At 39.3% G+C, this 22,596-nt stretch carries 21 protein-coding genes; 20 read left to right on the plus strand and 1 reads right to left on the minus strand.

The genetic code is table 11. The annotated features are described in order from the left end of the window. Nucleotides 1-316 precede the first annotated feature (316 nt). From KO529_RS12140 to KO529_RS12205, 14 genes are all read left to right on the plus strand, one after another. Complete coding sequence (locus KO529_RS12140; RefSeq protein ID WP_252734387.1) at nt 317-1,762, plus strand: CotH kinase family protein; 1,446 nt, start codon at nt 317-319, stop codon at nt 1,760-1,762. 167 nt (nt 1,763-1,929) lie between these two features. Next, nucleotides 1,930-2,784, plus strand: coding sequence for a helix-turn-helix transcriptional regulator (locus KO529_RS12145; RefSeq protein WP_215948147.1), 855 nt, complete (start codon nt 1,930-1,932; stop codon nt 2,782-2,784). A gap of 92 nt (nt 2,785-2,876) precedes the next feature. Further along, nucleotides 2,877-3,278 (plus strand): DUF5367 family protein, encoded by a 402-nt coding sequence (locus tag KO529_RS12150; RefSeq protein ID WP_215948148.1) that lies wholly within the window; start codon nt 2,877-2,879, stop codon nt 3,276-3,278. Nucleotides 3,279-3,282: 4 nt separating this feature from the next. Further along, nucleotides 3,283-3,789, plus strand: coding sequence for an anthrone oxygenase family protein (locus KO529_RS12155; protein WP_215948149.1), 507 nt, complete (start codon nt 3,283-3,285; stop codon nt 3,787-3,789). 44 nt (nt 3,790-3,833) lie between these two features. Next, entirely contained in the window at nt 3,834-4,715 is an 882-nt protein-coding gene (locus tag KO529_RS12160) for an NmrA family NAD(P)-binding protein (RefSeq protein ID WP_215948150.1), read from the plus strand. A 4-nt stretch (nt 4,716-4,719) separates the two neighbouring features. After that, entirely contained in the window at nt 4,720-5,076 is a 357-nt protein-coding gene (locus KO529_RS12165) for a 5-carboxymethyl-2-hydroxymuconate Delta-isomerase (protein WP_215948151.1), read from the plus strand. Further along, nucleotides 5,069-5,362: a hypothetical protein gene (locus KO529_RS12170; protein ID WP_215948152.1), complete on the plus strand. Its 294-nt coding sequence runs from the start codon at nt 5,069-5,071 to the stop codon at nt 5,360-5,362. The genes KO529_RS12165 and KO529_RS12170 overlap by 8 nt, the downstream gene beginning before the upstream one ends. Nucleotides 5,363-5,366: 4 nt before the next feature. Beyond that, nucleotides 5,367-5,786, plus strand: a complete 420-nt coding sequence (locus KO529_RS12175; RefSeq protein ID WP_215948153.1) for a hypothetical protein — start codon at nt 5,367-5,369, stop codon at nt 5,784-5,786. Further along, nucleotides 5,776-6,228, plus strand: coding sequence for a GNAT family N-acetyltransferase (locus KO529_RS12180; RefSeq protein ID WP_215948154.1), 453 nt, complete (start codon nt 5,776-5,778; stop codon nt 6,226-6,228). Before KO529_RS12175 ends, KO529_RS12180 begins: the two co-directional genes overlap by 11 nt. Nucleotides 6,229-6,381: 153 nt before the next feature. Then, a complete protein-coding gene (locus KO529_RS12185; protein WP_215948155.1) occupies nt 6,382-11,181 on the plus strand; it encodes a BspA family leucine-rich repeat surface protein in 4,800 nt (1,599 codons plus the stop codon). A 2-nt stretch (nt 11,182-11,183) separates the two neighbouring features. Beyond that, nucleotides 11,184-11,882, plus strand: a complete 699-nt coding sequence (locus KO529_RS12190) for a hypothetical protein (protein ID WP_215948156.1) — start codon at nt 11,184-11,186, stop codon at nt 11,880-11,882. 415 nt (nt 11,883-12,297) lie between these two features. Further along, nucleotides 12,298-12,894 (plus strand): DUF6515 family protein, encoded by a 597-nt coding sequence (locus KO529_RS12195; RefSeq protein WP_215948157.1) that lies wholly within the window; start codon nt 12,298-12,300, stop codon nt 12,892-12,894. A gap of 348 nt (nt 12,895-13,242) precedes the next feature. Then, on the plus strand, nt 13,243-15,270 hold the full coding sequence (locus KO529_RS12200) for a M13 family metallopeptidase (protein ID WP_215948158.1): 2,028 nt from the start codon (nt 13,243-13,245) through the stop codon (nt 15,268-15,270). A gap of 126 nt (nt 15,271-15,396) precedes the next feature. Beyond that, complete coding sequence (locus KO529_RS12205) at nt 15,397-16,452, plus strand: NAD(P)-dependent alcohol dehydrogenase (RefSeq protein WP_215948159.1); 1,056 nt, start codon at nt 15,397-15,399, stop codon at nt 16,450-16,452. 181 nt (nt 16,453-16,633) lie between these two features. Here KO529_RS12205 and KO529_RS12210 read toward each other — a convergent pair whose 3' ends face one another. After that, complete coding sequence (locus KO529_RS12210) at nt 16,634-17,494, minus strand: sigma-70 family RNA polymerase sigma factor (RefSeq protein ID WP_215948160.1); 861 nt, start codon at nt 17,492-17,494, stop codon at nt 16,634-16,636. Nucleotides 17,495-18,024: 530 nt separating this feature from the next. On the opposite strand from KO529_RS12210, the gene KO529_RS12215 reads away from it, so the two are divergent. From KO529_RS12215 to KO529_RS12240, 6 genes are all read left to right on the plus strand, one after another. Next, entirely contained in the window at nt 18,025-19,989 is a 1,965-nt protein-coding gene (locus KO529_RS12215; RefSeq protein ID WP_215948161.1) for a zinc dependent phospholipase C family protein, read from the plus strand. Nucleotides 19,990-20,016: 27 nt separating this feature from the next. Further along, on the plus strand, nt 20,017-21,150 hold the full coding sequence (locus tag KO529_RS12220; RefSeq protein WP_215948162.1) for a hypothetical protein: 1,134 nt from the start codon (nt 20,017-20,019) through the stop codon (nt 21,148-21,150). 62 nt (nt 21,151-21,212) lie between these two features. Beyond that, the gene (locus KO529_RS12225; RefSeq protein WP_215948163.1) at nt 21,213-21,494 is read left to right on the plus strand and encodes a hypothetical protein; all 282 of its coding nucleotides are present in this window, start codon (nt 21,213-21,215) and stop codon (nt 21,492-21,494) included. Between the two features lie 11 nt (nt 21,495-21,505). Beyond that, nucleotides 21,506-21,796 carry a hypothetical protein gene (locus tag KO529_RS12230; RefSeq protein ID WP_215948164.1) on the plus strand — a complete coding sequence of 97 codons (291 nt, stop codon included), beginning with the start codon at nt 21,506-21,508 and terminating at the stop codon, nt 21,794-21,796. 10 nt (nt 21,797-21,806) lie between these two features. Continuing rightward, entirely contained in the window at nt 21,807-22,088 is a 282-nt protein-coding gene (locus tag KO529_RS12235; RefSeq protein ID WP_215948165.1) for a hypothetical protein, read from the plus strand. Continuing rightward, nucleotides 22,085-22,594: a phospholipase D family protein gene (locus KO529_RS12240; RefSeq protein ID WP_215948166.1), complete on the plus strand. Its 510-nt coding sequence runs from the start codon at nt 22,085-22,087 to the stop codon at nt 22,592-22,594. Before KO529_RS12235 ends, KO529_RS12240 begins: the two co-directional genes overlap by 4 nt. Nucleotides 22,595-22,596: the final 2 nt, after the last annotated feature.

The raw sequence follows: 22,596 nt of genomic DNA on the forward strand, positions 1-22,596 counted from the left end.
GATACTTTTTTTAAGATTAGACAAGGGGCAATCTTTGCACCTTGGTAGGGGAAAGGTGCTATTTGGGTTCGTTAAGATTTATTACCTGATAAGGTTCCGGGCCCAAGGCATATATTGTACCGATGATGTAGACCTATGGGTAAAATATATAATAATCTTGTCCAAGGCTTATCACTTTTACGGAGATCCCATAATTTACCCACCAATTATATATCCCTATTCACTTAAAAGAATAGGCCATTCACTGATTCCTTAAAATTCATGTTGTTCCAATCTACATCTTTGTAAGGTAATAATAGTCCTAATAAAGTATATAATGATGAGAAAAGTAAACTTATTGTTTTTATTAATGATGCAATTATTGTTGGTGTTTTCCTGCTCCAACGATGCGGTAGAAAATACGGCAGTAGAGGAAGAGGGGGAAGTGGTAACAGAAAGTGAAACTTATGTAGAAACCTATTCCGACGCCGATTTTGAAGCCCTGGACTGGACCGATGATACGCATAGCAAATCGGCCGATCCAAATTTTGATGAAGTTTTTGAGGATGAGGCTGTAAAGCGTATGGATATAGTCATCACAGAAGAGCGTTGGCAGAGTATGTTGGATGATATGACCTCACTATATGGGGCGTTTGGTGGTAGTGGAGGTCCTGGTGGAGGAGGATTGGTAGAGGTTGATGAGGATCCTATTTTTGTACCCGGAGAGGTGTTGTACAACGGCAAGGAATGGTACAGGGTTGGAGTGCGCTTTAAAGGCAACTCCAGTTTACAGTCTAGCTGGAGCAGTGGTATCCTAAAATTGTCATTTAAGCTTGATTTTGATGAATTTGAAGATCAATATCCCCAAATAGACAATCAACGTTTTTATGGATTTAAGAAATTGAGTTTGAAAAATAACTACAATGACAAATCCATGCTAAGGGAAAAGGTGGCTACCGATGTTTTCAGGGATGCCGGTATAGCCAGTTCACACGCCGCATTTTATGCCGTTTACGTGGATCATGGCGATGGTCCCCAATATTTTGGAGTATATACTTTGGTAGAAGAAGTGGATGACACGGTAATAGATACCCAGTTTTCGGATAATGATGGTAATTTATACAAACCTGATGGCACCGGTGCCAGTTTTGCACAGGGTACCTTCACCGAAGATGTATTTGTAAAGAAGACCAATGAAGATGAAGCCGATTTTAGCGATATACAAAGTGTCTTTACGGCTTTGCATGCAGCGGATAGAACAACGGATCCCGAAACCTGGCGTGCCAATTTGGAAAGTGTTTTTGATACTGATACCTTTTTGAAATATTTGGCTGTAAATACCGTAATTCAAAATTGGGATACTTATGGTAGAATGTCGCATAATTATTATCTGTACAATAATCCCGATACGGAGAAATTATCATGGATTCCATGGGATAATAACGAGGCTTTGCAAAATGGTAATAGGGAAGGGTCATTAGCTTTGGATTTCTCCGATCTAAATGACACTGAATGGCCATTGATAGGTTATCTATATGAAGATGCCACCTATAGGGCACAGTATGATGCCTATATACAGGAAGTGGTGGATAATGCCTTTAATGTGAGTACTATGCAATCCAAATATGCGGTCTATTCGGCATTGGTAGAACCGTATGCCAACCTTGAAGTTTCCGGGTATTCATTTCTAAGTTCAAGTGCCGATTTTCAGGCTGCCATAAGTCAATTAAATAGTCACGTTAGCGCACGAGCAACAGCAGTAAATAATTATTTGAACGATTAGTTTTTTTTGAGTTGATGAACCTACAGGTTTATTAATTTTTATTGTTCCCCCGACCGAAATCCGGCTACTTGCAAAAGTGGCTGGATTTTTTGTTTTTTTAAATTATTGGAATCTTACAGCAGTGAAAAATTTAAAATCTAAAATTTTGTAAATTCGCTAATAACTGTATGACAAGGGATATTATAGATATAAACGACTTTATTATTTTGGTAGAAGAAGCCAAAGTAAATGAGGCTACCATAGATTCATGCTCCTTTGAAGAGCCTTTGATCGCCGTTGCTTTTTATGGTTCTGGTAATGTTGATTTGAAGGTAAAATATGGGAACAAACAAAAAGACTTCAATCATACCAAGGGTTTGGCCCTATCTTTTTTCGCAGATGATAAAGTAGAATTCATACATACTGTCTCCTCCGCCAAGCCATTGGAATGCTTGGTTATAGCCACCTCCATAAAAGCATTGGATAAACTTCCCAACCAAGAGGGGGAGTTATTCGGAGATATGTTGGCAGAGCTGGTCAACCCCTCCGATCATTATGTGGAAGGTCCCCATTTCATTATGACCCCGGAAATGCAAGCCATTGTAGATGGCTTATTCAATATTAAATATGAAGGAAAAACCAAAATGATGTTTTTCCGAAGTCAGATAACAACTTTGATTTCCCATTTTTTTGGTCAATTGGCCAGCTTAAAAACAGAAAAAATAAATCCCCAGGAACGCAGTAAACTCAATTGGGCCAAAGATATCTTATTGGAAAATATTGATAACCCTCCTTCCCTAACTGAACTTTCCAAACAAATAGGGTTAAACACCTTTAAATTAAAAAAGGACTTTAAGGCATATTTTGGCGTTCCCGTGTTCAAATACCTTCAAAACGAACGATTGACCTTGGCTCATAAGTTGATCCGCAATCAGGATGCTACGGTACAGGAAGCTGCCTGGCATGTAGGCTATGATAGTCTAAGCTCATTTTCCAACGCCTTCGCAAAAAAGTTTGGCTATAGACCTAGTCAGATCAAGTAAATTCCCTTTCGAACAAATCTTACTCCATTTGGGACAACCCGTCCTGAGCGCACTCCAATAATTTTGGCATGTAACTTTAAAAAATAAAAGTCATGAAAATTAAACGTGCACTACTTATTGGTATAGTCATTTGGATTATTGCCATCCTTTTTTATTCGGTTTCTTACTATGTACCCATCTTGGAAAATAAAGATGCACAGGCAAATCTTGTGTTGTTTGTTGTGGTTATTCCACTGGTCTGGTTGGGCTGTACTTTCTACTATAAAAAGGACCTTCAAACCCATGGATATCTGGTGGGGCAAACCATGTTATTGACTGCTGTTATATTGGATGCCTTAATCACGGTCCCCTTCTTCGTAATCCCAAAAGGAGGTAGTCATTTTAGCTTTTTTACCTCCTTGGGATTCTGGATCATAGCGGCCGAGTTTTTATTGGTATCCGTGTTGTACTGGTATGCCCGTGTATACCCAAAAACTAAACTTCTAAAGAATTAAGGCCATGGATATCACACTTGAAACTATATTAATCAGTGTATTGATAATATTGACCGGTCTATCGGCGGGACTGTGCTTCACTTGGACCAATGCCATTACCCCCGGAATTGGAAGGTTGGATGACCAGGGCTATTTGATGTCCTTTCAACAAATGAACAGAACCATAATAAATCCCCTGTTCTTTGTGGTGTTCTTTGGTCCTTCCATACTCGGGTTTATCTGTTTGTATTGGTTCAAAGGAAGTCCGGCTACACTTATGTGGCTATTGGTTTTGGCCGCGGCTACTTACTTCTTTGGAGTAGTGCTGGTCACTATTTTCGGGAATGTTCCTTTAAACGAGATGTTGGATAAAGTCGATTTGAATACGGCAAGCAAAAATGAATTGGGACGATTGAGGGAAAGCTTCGAACTAAAATGGAATCGTTTGCACCTTATAAGGACCATCACCTCGGTTATTTCCTTTCTCTTTCTTCTATTGGCATTAATACAGGCCGCTAAGAACAGTATTTAATAGATGTCCCCAAATTCTAAACAATAATTTTAAAACAAATAAAAATGAAAAACAGGAGTAATATTTTAGTCATCGGCGGTACCGGAAAAACGGGCCGCAAAGTAGTAAATAGATTAATTAAGGCGGGTCATAAGGTCAGGATAGGTTCCAGATCGGCTTTCCCGGCCTTTGATTGGGAACAACCAGAAACATGGTCAGAGAGCTTGAAAGGGATAGACAAGGTTTATATCACCTTTCAACCAGACCTAGCAGTTCCGGGAGCTTTGGAGGCAATAGAGGAACTGATCAGAAAAGCCAAACAATCGGGCGTGAAAAAGGTAGTGCTCTTATCTGGAAAAGGGGAGCGCGAAGCTGAACTCTGTGAACAAGTGGTGATCCATTCTGGTCTGGATTATACTATTGTTAGGGCTAGTTGGTTTAATCAAAATTTTAGTGAAAGTTTTTTCCTGGAGCCTATTTTGGAGGGCTTTGTAGCCTTGCCACAGGCAGATGTTAAAGTTCCCTACGTGGATACGGATGACATTGCCGATGTGGCTGTAGCTGCCTTGCTGAACGAAAAGCACAATGGAGAGATTTACCAACTTACCGGTCCAAGACAACTTACCTTTAAAGAAGTGATCCAGGAAATTTCGGAAGCCACTGGAAGGGACATTGCATTTACGCCAATAGCCCTGTCGGCCTATACCCAAGTAATGAAACAACAGGGAGTCCCTGCCGATTATATTTGGCTGATAGAGTACTTGTTTACAGAGGTTCTGGGTAATCCGGACAATGCGGAGATTACCCATGATATAGAAAAAGTGTTGGGAAGAAAACCAAAAGATTTCACGGAATATGTAAAGGAAACTACAGATACAGGGATTTGGAATTCACCTTCTTTACAAAATACAGTAAGTGATAACGGGAAAGAATTATTAAAACCTTAAACGTATGCCACATTTTATAATAGATTGTTCGGAAAACATTGTTTCATTAAAATCACCTCAGGAGATTATGCAAAATGTATATGATGCCGCCGAGTCTACCGAATTATTTGATCATGGGGATATAAAGGTGAGGATCAATCCATTTAAATATTACAATGTAGGGAACTCTACCAATGATTTTGTTCACATTTTTGCCAATATTATGGAAGGGCGAACGGTACATCAAAAGGCTATGTTATCTAAAACATTGGTAACCAAATTAAAGCAAATGTTTCCGGAAGTTCCGATTCTATCCATGAACATCCGAGATTTTGAAGAGGCAACTTATTTTAATAAATCGATGATTAAAAAAGATGACTAAAGAAGAAAAAATAAAAATATTGGATATTAGTTGGGAGTTGCATAGTCAAGTTGAAACTAGTTATTTGAATAATCCCGCGAATAAAGGTGATACGGAGTGGTTGGAAAAACAGCGTATACTTCTGGCGGATATGGCACTACATTTATTGCAGACAGCTATCAAACCAGGTGATATTGAATTAGATAGATTGCGTGATAATATGAATGCCATACTTACTATAGCAGATCAGTTTCTACCAAGTGCTGATCTAAAAAAGGCCACTGAAAAATTGTATGATAATTTATAATTACATGAGAAAATCAATAATTACCTTCAGTATCCTTCTTTATGCCATTGTGGTTCCTTTTTTGGAAATTAATGAAACCCATGTTTTCAATCCCAATTGGACTCCCCATGTTAGAATTCATGAGGTATGGCAATTAATTACAAATTCCGGAATAGGGTTGCTATGTCTGTGGTTGGTATGGGTTAAAAAGGAAACCAAGATCAGTGGTATTTTAAGTTTATTGGTAACAGGGGGCTTCTTATTGGCTTATGGCTTAAAGAATGCTTATGGTGGTTCCATGAAATATTTGGATGGAAGTGAAAAAACATTATTGGGAATCAATATTGGTGTTTTAGGATTTGGAATGGCCTTTATATTGGTTTTGTACCTATTAATGGTTGAAAAGTTTAAAGGAACAGTTAACAGAAATAAAAATGAAATTTAGAAAAGCAACAGAGAACGATGTTATAGCAATTGTAGAAATGATTGCCGATGATGAGTTGGGAAAAACAAGGGAGAATTTCAAAACACCCCTGCCAGAGGAGTATTATAGAGCTTTTGCGAACATAAATAGCGATAACAACCAGGAACTTATAGTTGTGGAAAATGAAGTGGGGGAGGTGGTAGGCACCTTACAATTATCCTTTATCCAATACCTCACCTATCGTGGTGGTGTAAGAGCCCAGATCGAAGCTGTGAGAATTAGGAAGGATCAAAGGGGAACGGGCATTGGAACCAAAATGTTTAAATGGGCCATAAATAGGGCAATAGAAAGAAATGCCCATATATTGCAGTTAACCACGGACAAGAAAAGGCCATCGGCAATAGCCTTTTATACAAAACTTGGTTTTAAGGACAGCCATGAGGGGATGAAGATGCATTTCTGATTGTATCATTACTAAAGCGAAACGACAACACCCTTATGATGTTGATTTATATAGTTGTTCTTAAGAACATTTAACAGGAAAAAGCAGACAGAATAACGAGAGGTCATTGAAATGTCAGAAACAAAATGTAAGTTGGTACCGTAATACCCTTGCATGAAAAAAATCTACTTTTTAGCTCTTTTGAGCTTTTTCCATTTTGCCGTTTCGGCACAATCGGAATTCATCACGACCTGGAAAACGAATAATCCAGGAATTTCAGAGGATAACCAGATTACAATTCCAACCTATCCCGGAGAAAACTATGATTATTCAGTGGACTGGGGAGATGGCACCTCGGATTTAAATGTTGTGGGGAATATTACCCACACCTATGCCAGTGCGGGAACCTATCAAGTTTCGATTACTGGGGTTTTTCCAAGAATTTATTTTAACTACGAGACGGGAAACCCAATTGCTGCCGATGAGAAGAAGTTACTTGCCATTGAGCAATGGGGTAACATAGTATGGTCCTCCATGTCAGGAGCATTTTATGGGTGTGCAAACATGGATGTCAATGCAACCGATGTGCCGAATTTGTCGAATGTCACCAGTGTCCAAGCTATGTTCCGTGAATGTAGTAATCTGGTAGGCAATTCTTCTTTTAATGACTGGGATGTGAGTAATGTTACGGACATGGGTACCATGTTCTTCGATGCCAAAGAATTCAATAGCCCATTGAATAATTGGAATGTCTCTAATGTACAATCTTTTAACTCCATGTTCAATGGTGCCACCAAGTTTAATCAGCCTTTAAACAATTGGATTCTAAGTTCGGCAACATTTATAGGTGGCATGTTTTCAAGGGCATCTTCATTCAATCAAGATATAGGAAATTGGGATGTGAGTTCTGTAACAAATATGGGGTATATGTTCAGTGGAGCAAGTTCTTTTGATCAAGAAATTGATAATTGGGACGTGTCCAAAGTAACTGATATGCGCAGTATGTTCCAGCAGAGTACATCATATAACCAAAATATGTCCTCATGGGATGTTGGCAAGGTAGAACGAATGGATGCCATGTTTAGATGGGCTACCAATTTTAATCAAAATATCAGTAATTGGAATGTACAGAGCGTAACATTAATGAATTCTATGTTCCGGGGCGCATCATCCTTTAATCAAAATATTTCAAATTGGGAAGTTGGCAATGTAACGAACATGTCGGAACTATTCATGGATGCCGTAGTTTTTGATCAGCCAATCGGGATTTGGGATGTTGGTAAGGTAACCAACATGGCCTCTATGTTTGATGGGGCAAGTAATTTTGACCGGGATTTGGGAAGTTGGAATATTGAAAATGTAGAAAATGTTAATAATATATTCACTGGGGCAAAATTATCTTCAAAAAATTACGATAGTTTAATTCAGGGATGGAGCAGTATACCATCATTAAAACCAAATTTGGTATTTGATGGAGGTAATAGTAGTTTTTGCAAGTCTTTTGCAGAAAGGCAAGCCTTAATAGATACCAAGGGTTGGATAATTACCGATGCTGGGGAAGACTGCCCATTTATTAGTACCTGGAAGACCAACAACCCCGGTATTTCTGATAGTTACCAAGTCACTATTCCAACTTTTCCGGGTGAAACCTATAATTATACCATTGATTGGGGGGATGGGTCCTCTAATACCAATGTAACAGGGGACATAACACATTCCTATGCCGCAGTTGGTACTTATGAAATATCCATTACAGGTAACTTTCCACGAATGTATTTCAACTATTTCCCCGTTGATGAAATAAAGGACTATGAGAAGCTTATATCTATTGATCAATGGGGAGATATAAACTGGACTTCAATGGAAGATGCGTTTACAAAATGCTCAAATTTAGATATCCTAGCTACCGATACCCCAAATTTATCCAATGTCAGGAATATGGGTTACATGTTTAGAGGGTGTACCAAATTAATTGGCAATGCTAGTTTTTCCGAATGGGATGTAAGCAATATAACAGGGATGTTTGGTGTTTTTATTGACTGCCCATTATTTAACCAGGATATAAGCAATTGGTATGTTGATAATGTAACGGACATGGGATCCATGTTTGCAGGAGCTTATTCTTTTAATCAAGATATTTCTTCATGGAATGTATCCAATGTTATTCGTATGTCGGGCTTATTTAACCGTGCCAGTTCATTTAACCAAGACATAGGAGATTGGAATGTATCTAAAGTCAATGATATGGGTTACATGTTCAATTCTGCCAATAGTTTTAATCAAGATATTTCAAATTGGGATGTTTCCAATGTTAAAAGAACTGAAGGAATGTTCTTGGGTAACCAAGCATTTAACCAAAGGCTAGATGGATGGGATGTTTCAAATGTCACTAGTATGGCCGTCATGTTTTATGATGCTCCCCTTTTCAATCAAGACATAGGGGAATGGGATGTCTCAAGTGTCACCGATATGGCCAGGATGTTTGGAAGAGCTTTTTCTTTTGATCAAGATCTGGGAAATTGGGATGTAAGTAATGTTGTAGATATGACATCTATTTTATCCGGTGTTACTTTATCAACAAAAAACTATGATAGTCTATTAAAAGGTTGGAGCGGCTTAACCAATCTTCAAAATAATCTGGTTTTTGATGCTGGAAATAGCCAATATTGCAGCTCAGATTGGGCCCGACAAGCAATTATCGATACCTATGGATGGACTATTTCCGATGCAGGTGCCAACACCGATTGTCATTTTGTAACTACTTGGAAGACAGATAACCCTGGTGCTACCAGTGATGATAGAATACGTATTCCTACAGCTCCAGGTGAAATCTACAATTACTCTGTAGATTGGGGCGATGGTAACAGTGATACAGGGATTACAGGAAATATAACTCACCAATATGCAGTACCTGGAACGTATACAGTATCCGTATACGGGCAATTTCCTAGAATATACTTTAATGATTTTTATGGAACGACCCAAGATTCGGACAAAATTGTTTCCATAGACCAGTGGGGTTTAGGGGAATGGACTTCCATGGATAATGCTTTCACACACTGCTCTAATCTAGATGTATTGGCTACCGATATTCCAAATTTGGAAAAGGTTAGTTCTGCAATTGGGATGTTCAGGTTTTGTGAAGCCTTGGTAGGAAATGATTCCTTCTCCGATTGGAAGGTAGGCTCTATTACGAATTTCGGCAATATGTTCGATGGGGCAAGCCTGTTTAATCAGGATATAGGTGATTGGGATGTTTCCAATGCAACTTATTTATCATTCATGTTTTCCGATGCAATTAATTTTAATAGTGATATCTCCAATTGGGATATAGGTAATGTTGAATTCATAGACGGTATGTTTGTTGGTGCCAAAGCCTTTGATCAGCCAGTCGGAAAATGGGAAGTTGATCACCTAACATCAATGCATGCCTTGTTTGGAGGGGCCAGTTCCTTTAACCAGGATATTTCTTCTTGGAACGTTGGTAATGTGCAACATATGGGCGCTATGTTTTCGGGTGCAGCGTCCTTTAATCAGGATATCGGAAATTGGGATGTTTCAAGCGTGACATCAATGAACGTAATGTTCGCAGGGGCAGAGACGTTTAATCAGGATATATCGAGTTGGGATGTGAGTGCTGTTACTGATATGAGTGGAATGTTTGAAAGAGCAACTAGTTTTAATCAGCCTTTAAACATTTGGGATGTTTCCAGTGTAACTCAAATGGCTATAATGTTCGTCGAGGCCACTTCGTACAACAAGCCCTTGAGCCAATGGGATGTGTCAAATGTTACTGATATGAGCGGTATGTTTGGAAAAGCTACTTCTTTTAATCAAGATATTTCAGATTGGAATATGGGCAAAGTGACTTCTATTGGAGGAATGTTCAATGGGGCATCTTCCTTTGACCAGAACCTAGGAAAATGGGATGTAAGTATGGTTACAACGATGGATCATCTTTTCTCTGGTGGAGGACTATCATTAGAAAACTATGACAAAACCCTTATTGGTTGGAGCAATATACCGGTGTTACAAAGCAATGTTTTATTATTTATGAATAACAGCCAGTATTGCGATGGAGAATTAGCAAGGCAAAGCCTTATTGATAATTATGGTTGGATCATAACGGATGGCGGTAAAGTTCCTTATTGTAACGAAGACAATGACTTGGATGGAGTTTTGGACCAGTATGATCTTTGTTTGAGTACCCGACCAGGCATGGAAGTCGATAGTAATGGTTGTGATATTGTACCTTCAGACGGTGTTAAGGTTTATGCCATAACGCCAAGTTGTACGGGCAGTAACGATGGGAGTATTGAAATATCCATGAATGAAACAGAATATTTGCTGGATATATCCATTTCGGGCGAAGGAATTTCCAATCAATTTAAAAGCGTTGCATCCCATGAACCCTTTAAAATTGATCAATTGCCTGTCGGTTCCTATACTGTTACTATTGCTATTCCTGAGATTCTCTTTCAACAAACTTATGGCGTTGCCATTAATGGGCTGACTTCTGTAAGTGGAAAAAGAGAAGCGTTGGACCTTACAGCAAGAACTGTTTCCTACAACGTTTCGGGTAGTAAAAAATATGAGGTACTGGTGAACGGACAGCTAATGAATTTTACTTTTGACGATCTTGGAGATCAAACCATCTTTATAGACGGTCTATCTGGTAAAACAGATGTTTCGATTTTTGGAGAGAGCGATTGCCAAGGTCACATTACCGACAGTTTCTATATAGGTGACTCAATACAGGTCTTCCCTACGATTTCCTCGGATTACATTCACCTTTTAAGTAAAGGAAATTTCTTGAATGTAATGATTTTCAATTTAGAAGGGAAATTGATCAAAGTAATAGATTACCAACAACAGACAAATATTTTGGATATCTCTTCTTTGGAATCAGGTTTGTATATACTTAAAATAAGAACTGATAATACAGAGGAATCAATAAAGATCATTAAGAAATGAAAATGACAAAATCAATTATAATCAATGCGATTTTAGTTTTATCCTCTCTACTATTTTCCTGTAGTGGTGGCAGTGATAGTGCAAAAGAACCAATAGTCAAAGAAGTTAATCCTCCTACTAAGGCAATTGGAATTTTACCAGTAAACGGCGAGCCTTGTTCCGACTATGAAGCGGTTTCAGGCAACGACGCTCAAGTAAGTATTTCCTTTAGCTGGCAGGAAGCAGAATATGCCCAGAATTATGAATTGGTGGTGAACGAAGGTGGTAATGAGGTTTTTAGAAATATATTTAATGCATTGGTAGCTAAAGTGACACTGAATAGAGGCAAGGTATATACATGGAACATAATCTCAAAAAACAGCGACGGACAAACCAATAGTGATACCATGTCTTTTGCCGCTCCAGGTACTCCTGTAGGTAATTATGTGCCCTATGCGGCCGAAATTGCCATTATATTTGATGTTACCACCGCCGATCTTAATACCTCATGGATTGGCAAAGATGAGGATGGTGATGTTTTGACATATGATGTTGTGGTGAAGGAAGAGGGAGAGACCATTGCGGAATTTAATGATTTAACTGTTGACACGCTGGATCCCATAGCAACTTCTCCAAATATGCTATATACCGTAGAAGTTATAAGTAAGGACGTTTCTGGGAATTATTCTATATCTGAATTCAGTGCCATATCTCCAGAATAGACGGGAAAGTATATCTAATTTGGATTTCCTAGGGGTAATTTCGTCTTGAGGTTCTTATCCAATAAATGGTATCTCCCTTAAAAAAATATTAAAAAGTTCTCATTACAAGGATTTCCAAACTATTTCAGTTGGGAAGGGGAGGTCATGGTCGTTAAAACCAATGATCTTTTAGTTCATTAACCGGTAGCGGTAAGTGAACACTACCAACCAAACATTCTTGGTTTACAACTGGTAATACCCAACATTTACTAGTAGCCCTTTCCTTTTAATCTGTTAAATTCCAATATTCATAGATAGAAATCCAGCCATTGTCTATTTGCTTTCATATTTCTATAGCGTACGTATACCTTTGGTTTATCAATACGTTGCAATGACTACGTATATCCAACAATTGGAACCCAAAATCTTAGAGATTATGAAAGCATTTATTAGAATATACAGTTTATCAGTTTTACTTGCCCTTGCGTTTGTAACACAAGCTTCCGGGCAATCCGTAGGTAACTCAAATTCCAAAACCAATAGGGATACCAAGACAACCACTGTAAGGAAAACGGTGTATAATAAAGTTCCCAGCACAAAGGTTACTTATAAAACTCCAATGCGAAAAGTAGTTTCGGTGCGTTCAGTACCCAATAAAAAAGTTATTAAGTATAAAGGGCAGGACTACTATTATGCCAACAACAAGTATTATACACAATCCAGTGGAAGGTATATTGAAATTGCTCCTAAAATAGGATTCAGATTAAATAGCTTACCCTCAGGTTATAAGCGGGTCAATTATAATAATTACAATTATTATAATGCCCAAGGGGTCTTTTATGTTCAAATAAATAATGAATATGAAGTTGTAGAACCTGAATTAGGTACCATAGTGTATGAGCTTCCGGAAGATTACGAAAAAGTAGCTATAGATGGAATGGAATATTATGAATATGCCAGTATCCTTTACGAAAAGGTACAAATAAATGGCACCAGGGCCTACGAAGTAGTAGGCTTTATAGATATGGAATAAAGATGGTTAGATTGGTTGATTAGTGAGAAGGAGGGTAATTACTTGTTTAATTATCCTCTTTTTTTTTGCGTAGTATACTAGTTCAATTGCAGGGATTGCATCCGTCTTCTACTTAACAATCCCAAAGGCAGATACTGCATGTGTATGGAAAGGGAGTGTTTCGCCTGTAAAGGTTGCTGAATCACCTTGCCCTTAAATGGTATACAATACATAATCCAAGAAAAGACCTTCATCCATCTAAGCATAACCTGTTGTTTATCATAACAACATTTATTGCCATCTATGACCTTAATCCCATAGTCAAATAATAAGAAAAACATATCTTAGAGCAAACAAAACAATTCTGTTATGAAAACGCTATGTTATGTCTCTTTGATTTTCTGGTTATGTCTTTCCTGTAAAAATGAGTCTTCCAATAAAACCGATCTTCAAACCGATAATAAAACTGTTGTCTTCGATGGTATTACAGATTCCATAAGACCCGGGGATGATTTCTTTAATCATGTTAATAAAAAATGGTTCGATAAAGCTGTAATTGCAGAGGACCAGGTTGGAGTAGGGTCCTATCGATTTTTAAATATTCCACAGCAGGAATTACTCAGAAATATTTTGCAGGAAGTGTCCCAGCAAGAGCACCCTAAAGGGAGTATAGAACAAAAGGTGGGCGATTTTTATGCCTCAGGGATGGATACCCTGAGTATTGATGCAAGAGGAATTACACCTATACAACCCATCTTGGATAGAATAGAGGCAATTACGGATATTTCAGCTGTGATGGATTTTGTAGCTGCCCAGATCAAGTCCGGGGATTATTCCATGGTTGCACCCTATGTTTCTCCCGATCAGGAGAATAGCTCCCTTAATATTTTACATGTTGCCCAGACTGGATTGGGCATGCCCGATCGGGATTATTATTTTCAGGAAGATGCTTCGGTAAAAGGTATTCAGGAGGCTTACAAAACATATCTGGCCTCGCTGTTTAAATTGGTAGGGGAAAAGGATCCCAAAGCCTTGGCCGCTATCGTTTACGATATAGAAAAACAATTGGCACAATCCCACAAGACCCGCATAGAACAAAGGATCATTAAGGAGAACTATCACAAAATAGCCGTTTCCGAACTGGACCAAAAACATCCCAACCTGGGTTGGAAGAGGCTATTGTCAAATTTAGGTGCGGAGATTGATTCTTTGGATGTCTCACAACCCGATTATTACGATACCTTGAACAAGTTGCTGACCAAGGTGCCATTGGCCCATTGGAAATGGTATCTTAAAGCACACTCCATGGATTCACATGCCAATTTTTTAAGCACACCCTTTAGGGATGCTGCTTTTGAATATAGCAAAGTATTGTCAGGACAGGCACAACAGCAATCAAGGGCAAAGCAGATGGTACGCCGCGTAGATGATCAAATAGGTTTTGCCTTGGGGCAATTATATGTAAAGCGTTACTTTAAGGAAGATGCCAAAAAGCGGGCCCTGGATCTGGTAAATAATTTTCAGAAAGTATTGGAGAAACGTATAGCTGACCTAGATTGGATGGGTGATAGTACCAAGCTTAAGGCCAAGGACAAGTTATATGCCATCAACAAAAAAATAGGCTATCCGGATGTGTGGAGAACCTATGATGCGGTTATAGATCGGGATAAGTTCTTTGAAAATGTGGTGGCCTTGCAAGAAGATGAATATCAATACGAACTTAAGCAACTTAATAAGGCGCCCAACCGGGACGAGTGGCACACTACCCCGTCTACGGTTACGGCCTATTACAATCCAGCGTTGAACGAAATTGTGTTTCCCGCAGGAATATTACAAGCTCCATATTTTGATCTGTATGCGGACGATGCCGTGAATTACGGTGGCATTGGAATGGTAATAGGTCATGAGTTTACACATGCCTTTGATGATCAAGGGGCGCAATATGACAAAAATGGAAATGTTGCCAATTGGTGGACAGAGCACGATTACACGCAGTTCAAGGCCAAAACGCAAAAGATCATAGACCTTTATTCAACCTTCACTGTTTTGGATAGTATCCATTTAAAGGGGGCGTTGACGGTTGGGGAAAACACGGCCGATAACGCGGGGATTGCCATTGCCTATGATGCGTTTAAGCTAACCGAACAGGGGCAGAATTCCACCAAAATTGGGGGTTATACCCCAGATCAGCGTTTTTTTCTCTCCTTAGCCAATATTTGGCGGGTAAAAATGCGCGAGGAATTCTTGCGCAACTATGTAATTACCGATCCGCATTCGCCACCTATTTGGCGGGTAAATGGACCCTTAATGAACTTTACGCCATTTTACGATGCTTTCAATGTTGAACCAGGGGATCGTAATTACAAACCCGAAGCTGAGAGAATTAAGATATGGTAGGTACCTAAAAGTGATGGAAAAACCATTGTTAATCAAAATAAATGTAAGCCGCTAATTTTCAGATCCGAGTGGTTATGTTTTCTATATTCAATACTCACCAATTTATCCTTCTAAATCAAAAACATCATGTGCACGAAAACTATTAAGGCCTACGGAACAAAGTCCGCCGAATCCGATTTGGAACAATTAAAGATCAATAGACGATCGGTTACTGCAAAAGACGTAGAGATCGATATTCTTTTTTGTGGTGTTTGTCATTCCGATTTACATTTTGCGCGAAATGATTGGGGCATGACCCAATACCCTGTAGTACCGGGTCATGAAATTGTGGGAAGAGTAACCCAAGTTGGGTCTGGAGCCGCAAAGTATAAAGTAGGCGACCTGGTTGCTGTAGGATGTTTGGTAGATTCCTGTAGGACCTGTAACAATTGTAAGGATGATTTGGAGCAATATTGTCCACAATGGGTCGGCACCTATGGGGGGTACGATAAACATTTGGATTCGCCTACCCATGGTGGTTATTCCGAAACTATAGTTGTAGATGAAGACTTTGTACTGAGTGTGCCAAAAAATCTGGATCAGGCAGGTATTGCACCGGTATTGTGTGCCGGAATCACGACTTGGTCACCTTTAAGACATTGGAATGTTGGCAAAGGGAGTAAAGTGGCAGTGGTAGGTCTTGGAGGATTGGGGCATATGGCCCTTAAACTTGCAAATGCCCTAGGGGCAGATGTCACCTTGTTTTCCAGAAGTCCAAATAAGGTTCAGGATGGTCTGGATCTGGGTGCTCACCAGGTAATTATATCAACCGACGAAGCACAGATGGAAAGTGTTATGAACCATTTTGATCTTATTATAGACACAGTTCCCTATGCACATGATTTGAATCCGTACATTGGAACTTTGTCAACCAATGGCACCTTGGTGGTCGTTGGCTATTTAGGGCCTCTGGATCCCATGCTGGTAACCGTGCCTATGATTATGGGGAGAAGGGCAGTGGCAGGATCTTTAATAGGTGGGATAGCAGAAACACAGGAATTGTTGGACTTCTGTGGAAAACATAATATTACTTCGGACATTGAGATCATTAAAATGCAAGATATCAATGTTGCCTATGAGCGTATGCTGAAGAGCGATGTACATTATCGATTTGTTATAGATATGAAATCGCTCAAGAAATAATTCCAAAAAAAGGACTTCTGCCTAGAATGTGGTATTTTATTTTGGCCAACAAGGAGCACAATTCCTATAACTAAATAAAAGAAGGGAAGGTTTTTAGAAGTATGAATTAGGAAGAGGGAATAAAATAGTAAAGCCGACTCTAAAAGTCGGCTTTAATTCCAATAATGTGGATTATGTACTATTATAAATAAGCCCTTAAAATTTCGGAACGGGATTTGTTTTGAAGGATCCGCAGTGCTTTTGCGCTAATTTGCCGTACACGTTCCCTGGTGATATCAAAGAGTTCGCCAATTTGGCTAAGGCTCATAGGGTTTTGTTCCCCAATACCATAGTACAGACGAATAATTTCACTTTCCCTACTGGGAAGTGTTTTTAACACCATATCAATATCTGTTCTTAGTGAGTCCTTCATCATTTTGGTATCGGGACTGTTCGATTCTTTCGATTTTATTACGTTGTATAAATTGGAGGATTCCCCTTCCTCAAAAGGTGCGTCCATGGACAAATGCTTTCCGGAATTTTTAATCGCCAATTTCACCTGTGCGGGACTCATATCTAGCTCCCTGGCAATCTCTACGGCGCTTGGGGGACGCTGAAAGGTTTGTTCCAAGGAAGAGTATACCTTGTTTATTTTACTAATTTCACCAATTTTATTTAGTGGCAATCGTATCATACGGGAATGTTCGGACATCGCTTGCAATATAGATTGCCTGATCCACCAAACGGCATAGGAGATAAATTTAAAACCTCTGGTTTCGTCAAAACGTTTGGCCGCCTTGACCAAGCCAATATTACCTTCGTTGATTAGATCGGAAAGGCGTAATCCTTTACCTTGATATTGTTTTGCGGCAGAAACCACAAAACGTAAATTGGCATTTACTAATTTATTAAGGGCAATTTGATCTCCTTCACGAATTCTTTTGGCCAGTTCCGCCTCCTCATCTGGGGTAATCAATTCAATTTTTGATATTTCTTGAAAATACTTTTCTAAGGATCTGGTGTCTCTGTTCGTAATTTGTTTAGTGATCTTAAGTTGCCTCATATATTTGTTTTAATTATTAGATACATCTTATAATTTAACAATTTTTTACGTAATTCCTAATTTTATTGAATATATTTTAAATTTTTTTCATTAAAATAAATAAATCATAAGATTTAATTAAATTTCATTTCGAATGAGACTTGCCTTAATAGTGCAGAAGCACAATTGGAAAAAGCACCATATCTCCAAACTATATTTTTATATCTTGATATATTTGAATTCCAGATACCTTATAGGGCCTATAGTATCCGTAATTAGATAATTAACAATATAATTTAATTTATCATCTACATAATTTCTTTGACAATGGCGAGAATGTCAAAGTAGACTTACTTTCTTTTTTTGTTTATGTTAAAATATTGGTTCTAGTTAATAAATGCTTACTCGTCAACTACTTAATTATACATGGGTTCGTTTCATTTGTACATAAAACACTACAAACTACACATCTTAAACTTTTTTCTTGTAATATAATTCGTACTTTTATTTTGCTCCCCGATGAAACTTTGTTCAACTCTAAACATATAGTTATGCCGGGACCTGCTATACATCATCTTATCGCAAAGGAGCTTAAACAACGCATTCAGTCTGGTAATGGACTGGGCGATGATGCAGATTACGAAAAGCTTCAAGAATTGTTAACCAAAAGTGAGAATTTCCCCTACCTCTTTTTAGGGTGTCAGGGACCGGATTTTCTCTTTTTCAACACCAAAGATTGGACCGGTCTGCCTTTGGGTGATGCCGTTAAAATCTACTATGAAGTTTATGATGCCATAGACGATATAAAAGAAACCTTGAAAGGTTTGGTTCCCCAACCAGTGATAGATGCGTTGGAGGCATTGGACGCTGCTGCAGATGCGGTCGTAGAAAATTCGTCCACCCTTACAGAATTGGAACAACTTTTTGGTGATATGCAACAGGTGGTTGATGGATTACTGGCCAACCTTACCGAAATGATTAAGAAATTTATCACAGATTTTAATCTTTACGACCTGCTGGAACATCCTTATCGTGATGGACAGACCAAAGGGGAGTGGTGGTGGTTTGATGCCATGCATTATCGTAAAACCGGTAGGTTTGCCCAGGCCTTGGTAGATAAGACGAGTCCAGATTCTCCCTTACATCTCTATGCGCTGGGGTACCTGACCCACGTGACAGGAGATACCGTTGGTCATCCGTTTGTGAATATTAATAGCGGGGGTGCTTACAGAACACAATCGCAAAGACATAAGACAGGAGAGAATTTTCAGGATGTCTTTCATATGTTTCAACATACCTCAGGTACCGATTGGAATCGCTCACAACTCCATGCATTTTACAATTTTAATTTTACAGGAAATATAGCTCCTATTGATGCAGCAAATCCTGAACCCGATAGAAATACACAACTGCCGGACGATCTTGCAGACCTAATTGCGGATACCATGAACGAAATCTACAATACGGGAAACATGGACGATAACGAATATGGTCGGACGATTTCCAAAGGAGATGTGGATGCTGCTTACCGCCTATGGTATAAATGGATGAGGTCGGCTACCGAAACCGGAACCTTGCCCGAACCCATACCTTATTCCCTCACCGAGGAGTTGGAAGAAGTTTGGGAAACGGCCATGGATAATCTTGGCGATATAGGAGATTTTTTGGAAGACGCGGCAGATTTGGCCGGAAGTTTCAATATCCTAGCTATTTTTATAATACTGGCTGCTCTGATAATTGCAGCTGTGGCGGCAGCACTGGCCTTGATCGATGCGGTTTTAGGGGCGCTGACGACCCTTACTGTTGCTGGTATTCGATATGCGGCTTGCTTAATTTATGAGCATTTATATAATGCCTTCCAGACTTTCAGGCTGGGGGTATCCTTTAATGGTCTGGCTTACCCGATGACCGAGCATATGAACGAAGTTCGTTTTGACCAGTTTAAGAATACATCTTTTGACGATCCCTTTGGTTTTGATTCAAGAGATCTTAAAGGCAGCTTGCCTAAATTAAAGGTTCTACTTGATGGCGGAGGATTTCTAGATCAACTGTTTCACAAAGAAAAGCATTTGGTGTACCCTCCAACCTCCGAAACTGCCTCAGAACCCAATGCGGCAATTCCAGGGCCAGATTCCTATTTCCAGCAAGATCCTCTGCACTATGCTTTTGGAAATATCCCCTTGGATAGAAAATTCATTGACTTTCTAACTCAACTGGAAGGGGATGAGCAAAAGCTTAAGGATTATTTGGCTACAGCGATAAAAGAAAAGCGGGGTTTGCCTACTCTGGGAAATGCAATGGACCTTACAGAGGAACTCTATGACCGCCTTATTAAAAATAAGGAAATCCCAGAATTCAACTTGGATGCAGATCGTGGTTACGCCTATACATGCTGGACACAGAAGGATGAATCTGGTCCAAACGCCCCTGAAGCCCCCAAAGAGTTGTTGCAGAACGATCAACAGCAGAACGGACAGGCGATTACTCCCGTGAAACTTGATTTTATCGGGCATTAAGTACAACTAACACTAAAACACCTAAAGATGTCAGTAAATGTTAAAAAAGCTGCTGGTTATATCAGTGGTCTCAGAAAATCCAGGGAAGAGTACCTCAAAAAAGTACCTGATCAACTTGCAAAGATCTATAGAGGTAAGGATAAGCGGCCGAAACCGGACCATTTCAAGGAAAGTTCCTTTCTTTATATTCGCTCCTATAACGGGGATATAGGGATAAGGCCTTTCTCCGGGATTAATTTCTGGAATTCACCAGATATTACAATTAATCCGATATCTAATTCCGGTATAAACACCACGGAATTATATGCAGGTAATACTTATAATATCCGTTGTCGCCTAAATAATAGGGGCGATCTCATGATTCCTTATCCCAAAGTGGAATTTTTTCTAACAGATCCAAGCCTAGGCTTTAACACGACGGTTGCAAAATTACTTGGTCTGACCCAATTACAAGGCCTTTTGTTACCTGCAAGTAATGACGAAGCAATAATGAGATATACTGTACCAGCTTCAGAGTCGGGCCATAAATGCCTGTTCGCACGGACCTATTCATTTAGTCCTTTGGACAAACCTTTCGATCTAAATGCCCTGGATCCAAGGTTGGACCGGCATATTGGTCAGCAGAACCTGAACATTGTTCCACAGGGTAGCACTTATACATTCAATCTTGTGCATCAGCCCAATACACTGGAAACCATTGAATTCCGTCCTTTGTCTGTAAGACAGGTTATGGTCCTTCAGCATCCGGCTTTACAGGAATTGAAGATTACTCAATTGAAGGATAAACAGACGTTAGCCCGTATTAAAGTGGAAGTAGCAGCAAAAACTTCCCATGAAATAGGAATGAAAAGTGAGAAAGGAATTATGCAGATTACGACAAGCGGTAAAGGACTTAGCCTAGATAAACAGGGTGAAATCTTTAAAAAGACCAATGCAATACTTAAGGCCATCCACTCCGGCAAAGGAAGTCATCAGCATTTTAAAAGGGATTTAAAACCGTTTACTGACATGAATCGGCTTGTAGCGGTCACCGCCTTCCAAATGACCATTCCGGATTTTGGTACCCGTAAGGGCTATGCAGTAGGCTTAGAAATTGTCAATAGAAATAAGATTGATGGTTCGATAAAAGGAGGAATTACTTTGATTGCCATTGGGAAATAAATCAATGAAGTAACAACAGATTAGACTATCTAGAAGAAACACGTTTTTAATTATACCAAAAAATGGCTTTAACATTTGAAAATTTTATAGAAATCCCGCGCATTCCGAGTGCGCCTGCAAAGACTGCTAGACAAGCGCTAAATATATTTCGTAGATCGCAGCAAATAGGTGGTCTTCAACAGGCAAAAACTGCAGCTCTGGAGGCCATTCTTAATGTTAGTACAACTGAAAAGCCCAGTGAACTGGGCAGGCTTAGACTCCTTTATAAGGAGGTATACACCATGGAAGAATTAAGATCCTTTATTGATCGGTCTTTTGATTTTTATGGAATTCAACAAATTTAATTAAATGTATTATGTCGTATCCAGATCTTGGTTGCTTTGCGGAATGCTTGGAATGTGAACTTTGCGATAATCAATTTTCATCTGATGATGATGATTCAGATTTTGATCCTTTTGATTTCGGTGACTTATTTGAACCAGGAGAGCCCTGGGACGATCCAGGATTTTGGGATTCGGATGACCCTGGCGACTACGATGATGGGGGACTATTCGATGACTTTCCTACCGGTATTCCGATTGGGGATACAGAACTTTCGCCCTCTTGGGATAACGGTCCAGGATTGAACTGGAGCGGAGAATTTTAAAAATAGTAAAATGGATAAAAAAGAAGCTGTAACGACCTACATTGCTGCGCAGGAGTTGAGACGATTGTATAATGCCTACAGGGCAACAAGCAAGGCTAATATTTGGATAATGCGCAATATAAGGCATAACGTTATCCACAACACCTTTATGGAAGGGGACAAGAAAACTGATGCTTTCATACAATTGCAGCAAAAGGAAGCCTTGTCCATGGAAACGGATCTGGTTTTTAAAAAGCGGATATCTCAGCTTGAAAAACGTATTAAAGAACTCAAAAGTTTAGATTTCATATGATACCTTTTACACAAACTGAAATAGCTCCCTTAGCCGATCGCGCATATTTTGACTTTGTGCTGGGGTCCATAGAAAGGGCAACCCATCATATTTGGGTCTCTTTATTTATCTATGATATAAGACCTTCGCGCGATATCGGAGGAAAGGTGTTGGCATTAACCACGGCACTTATAGATAAAAAACTACATGGACTGGATGTAAGGGTCCTGCTGGCTGGGCATTTAAATACGGCCGATATTGCAGCGGCAAATTTGGCTTCTGGATTATATCTTAAGGAATTTGGAGTTCCCCATCGCAGAAGTGTTCACGATAACACACAATTGGGTTCCCACGCCAAATATGTCATTTGCGACGAGATGGCTATTGTGGGAAGCCAGAACTGGACCGATGACGGCTTCCGGTTAAATATAGAGGACGCCATAGTGTTGAAAGGGGATGCAGTATTTCTATTGGAGTCCGAATTTTTACGCCAATGGGAACTGGGTAAAGGGTTGCCTAAACCTTAAAA

The sequence above is a fragment of the Arenibacter algicola genome, assembly GCF_018860365.1.
Taxonomy (GTDB): Bacteria; Bacteroidota; Bacteroidia; order Flavobacteriales; family Flavobacteriaceae; genus Arenibacter; species Arenibacter algicola_B.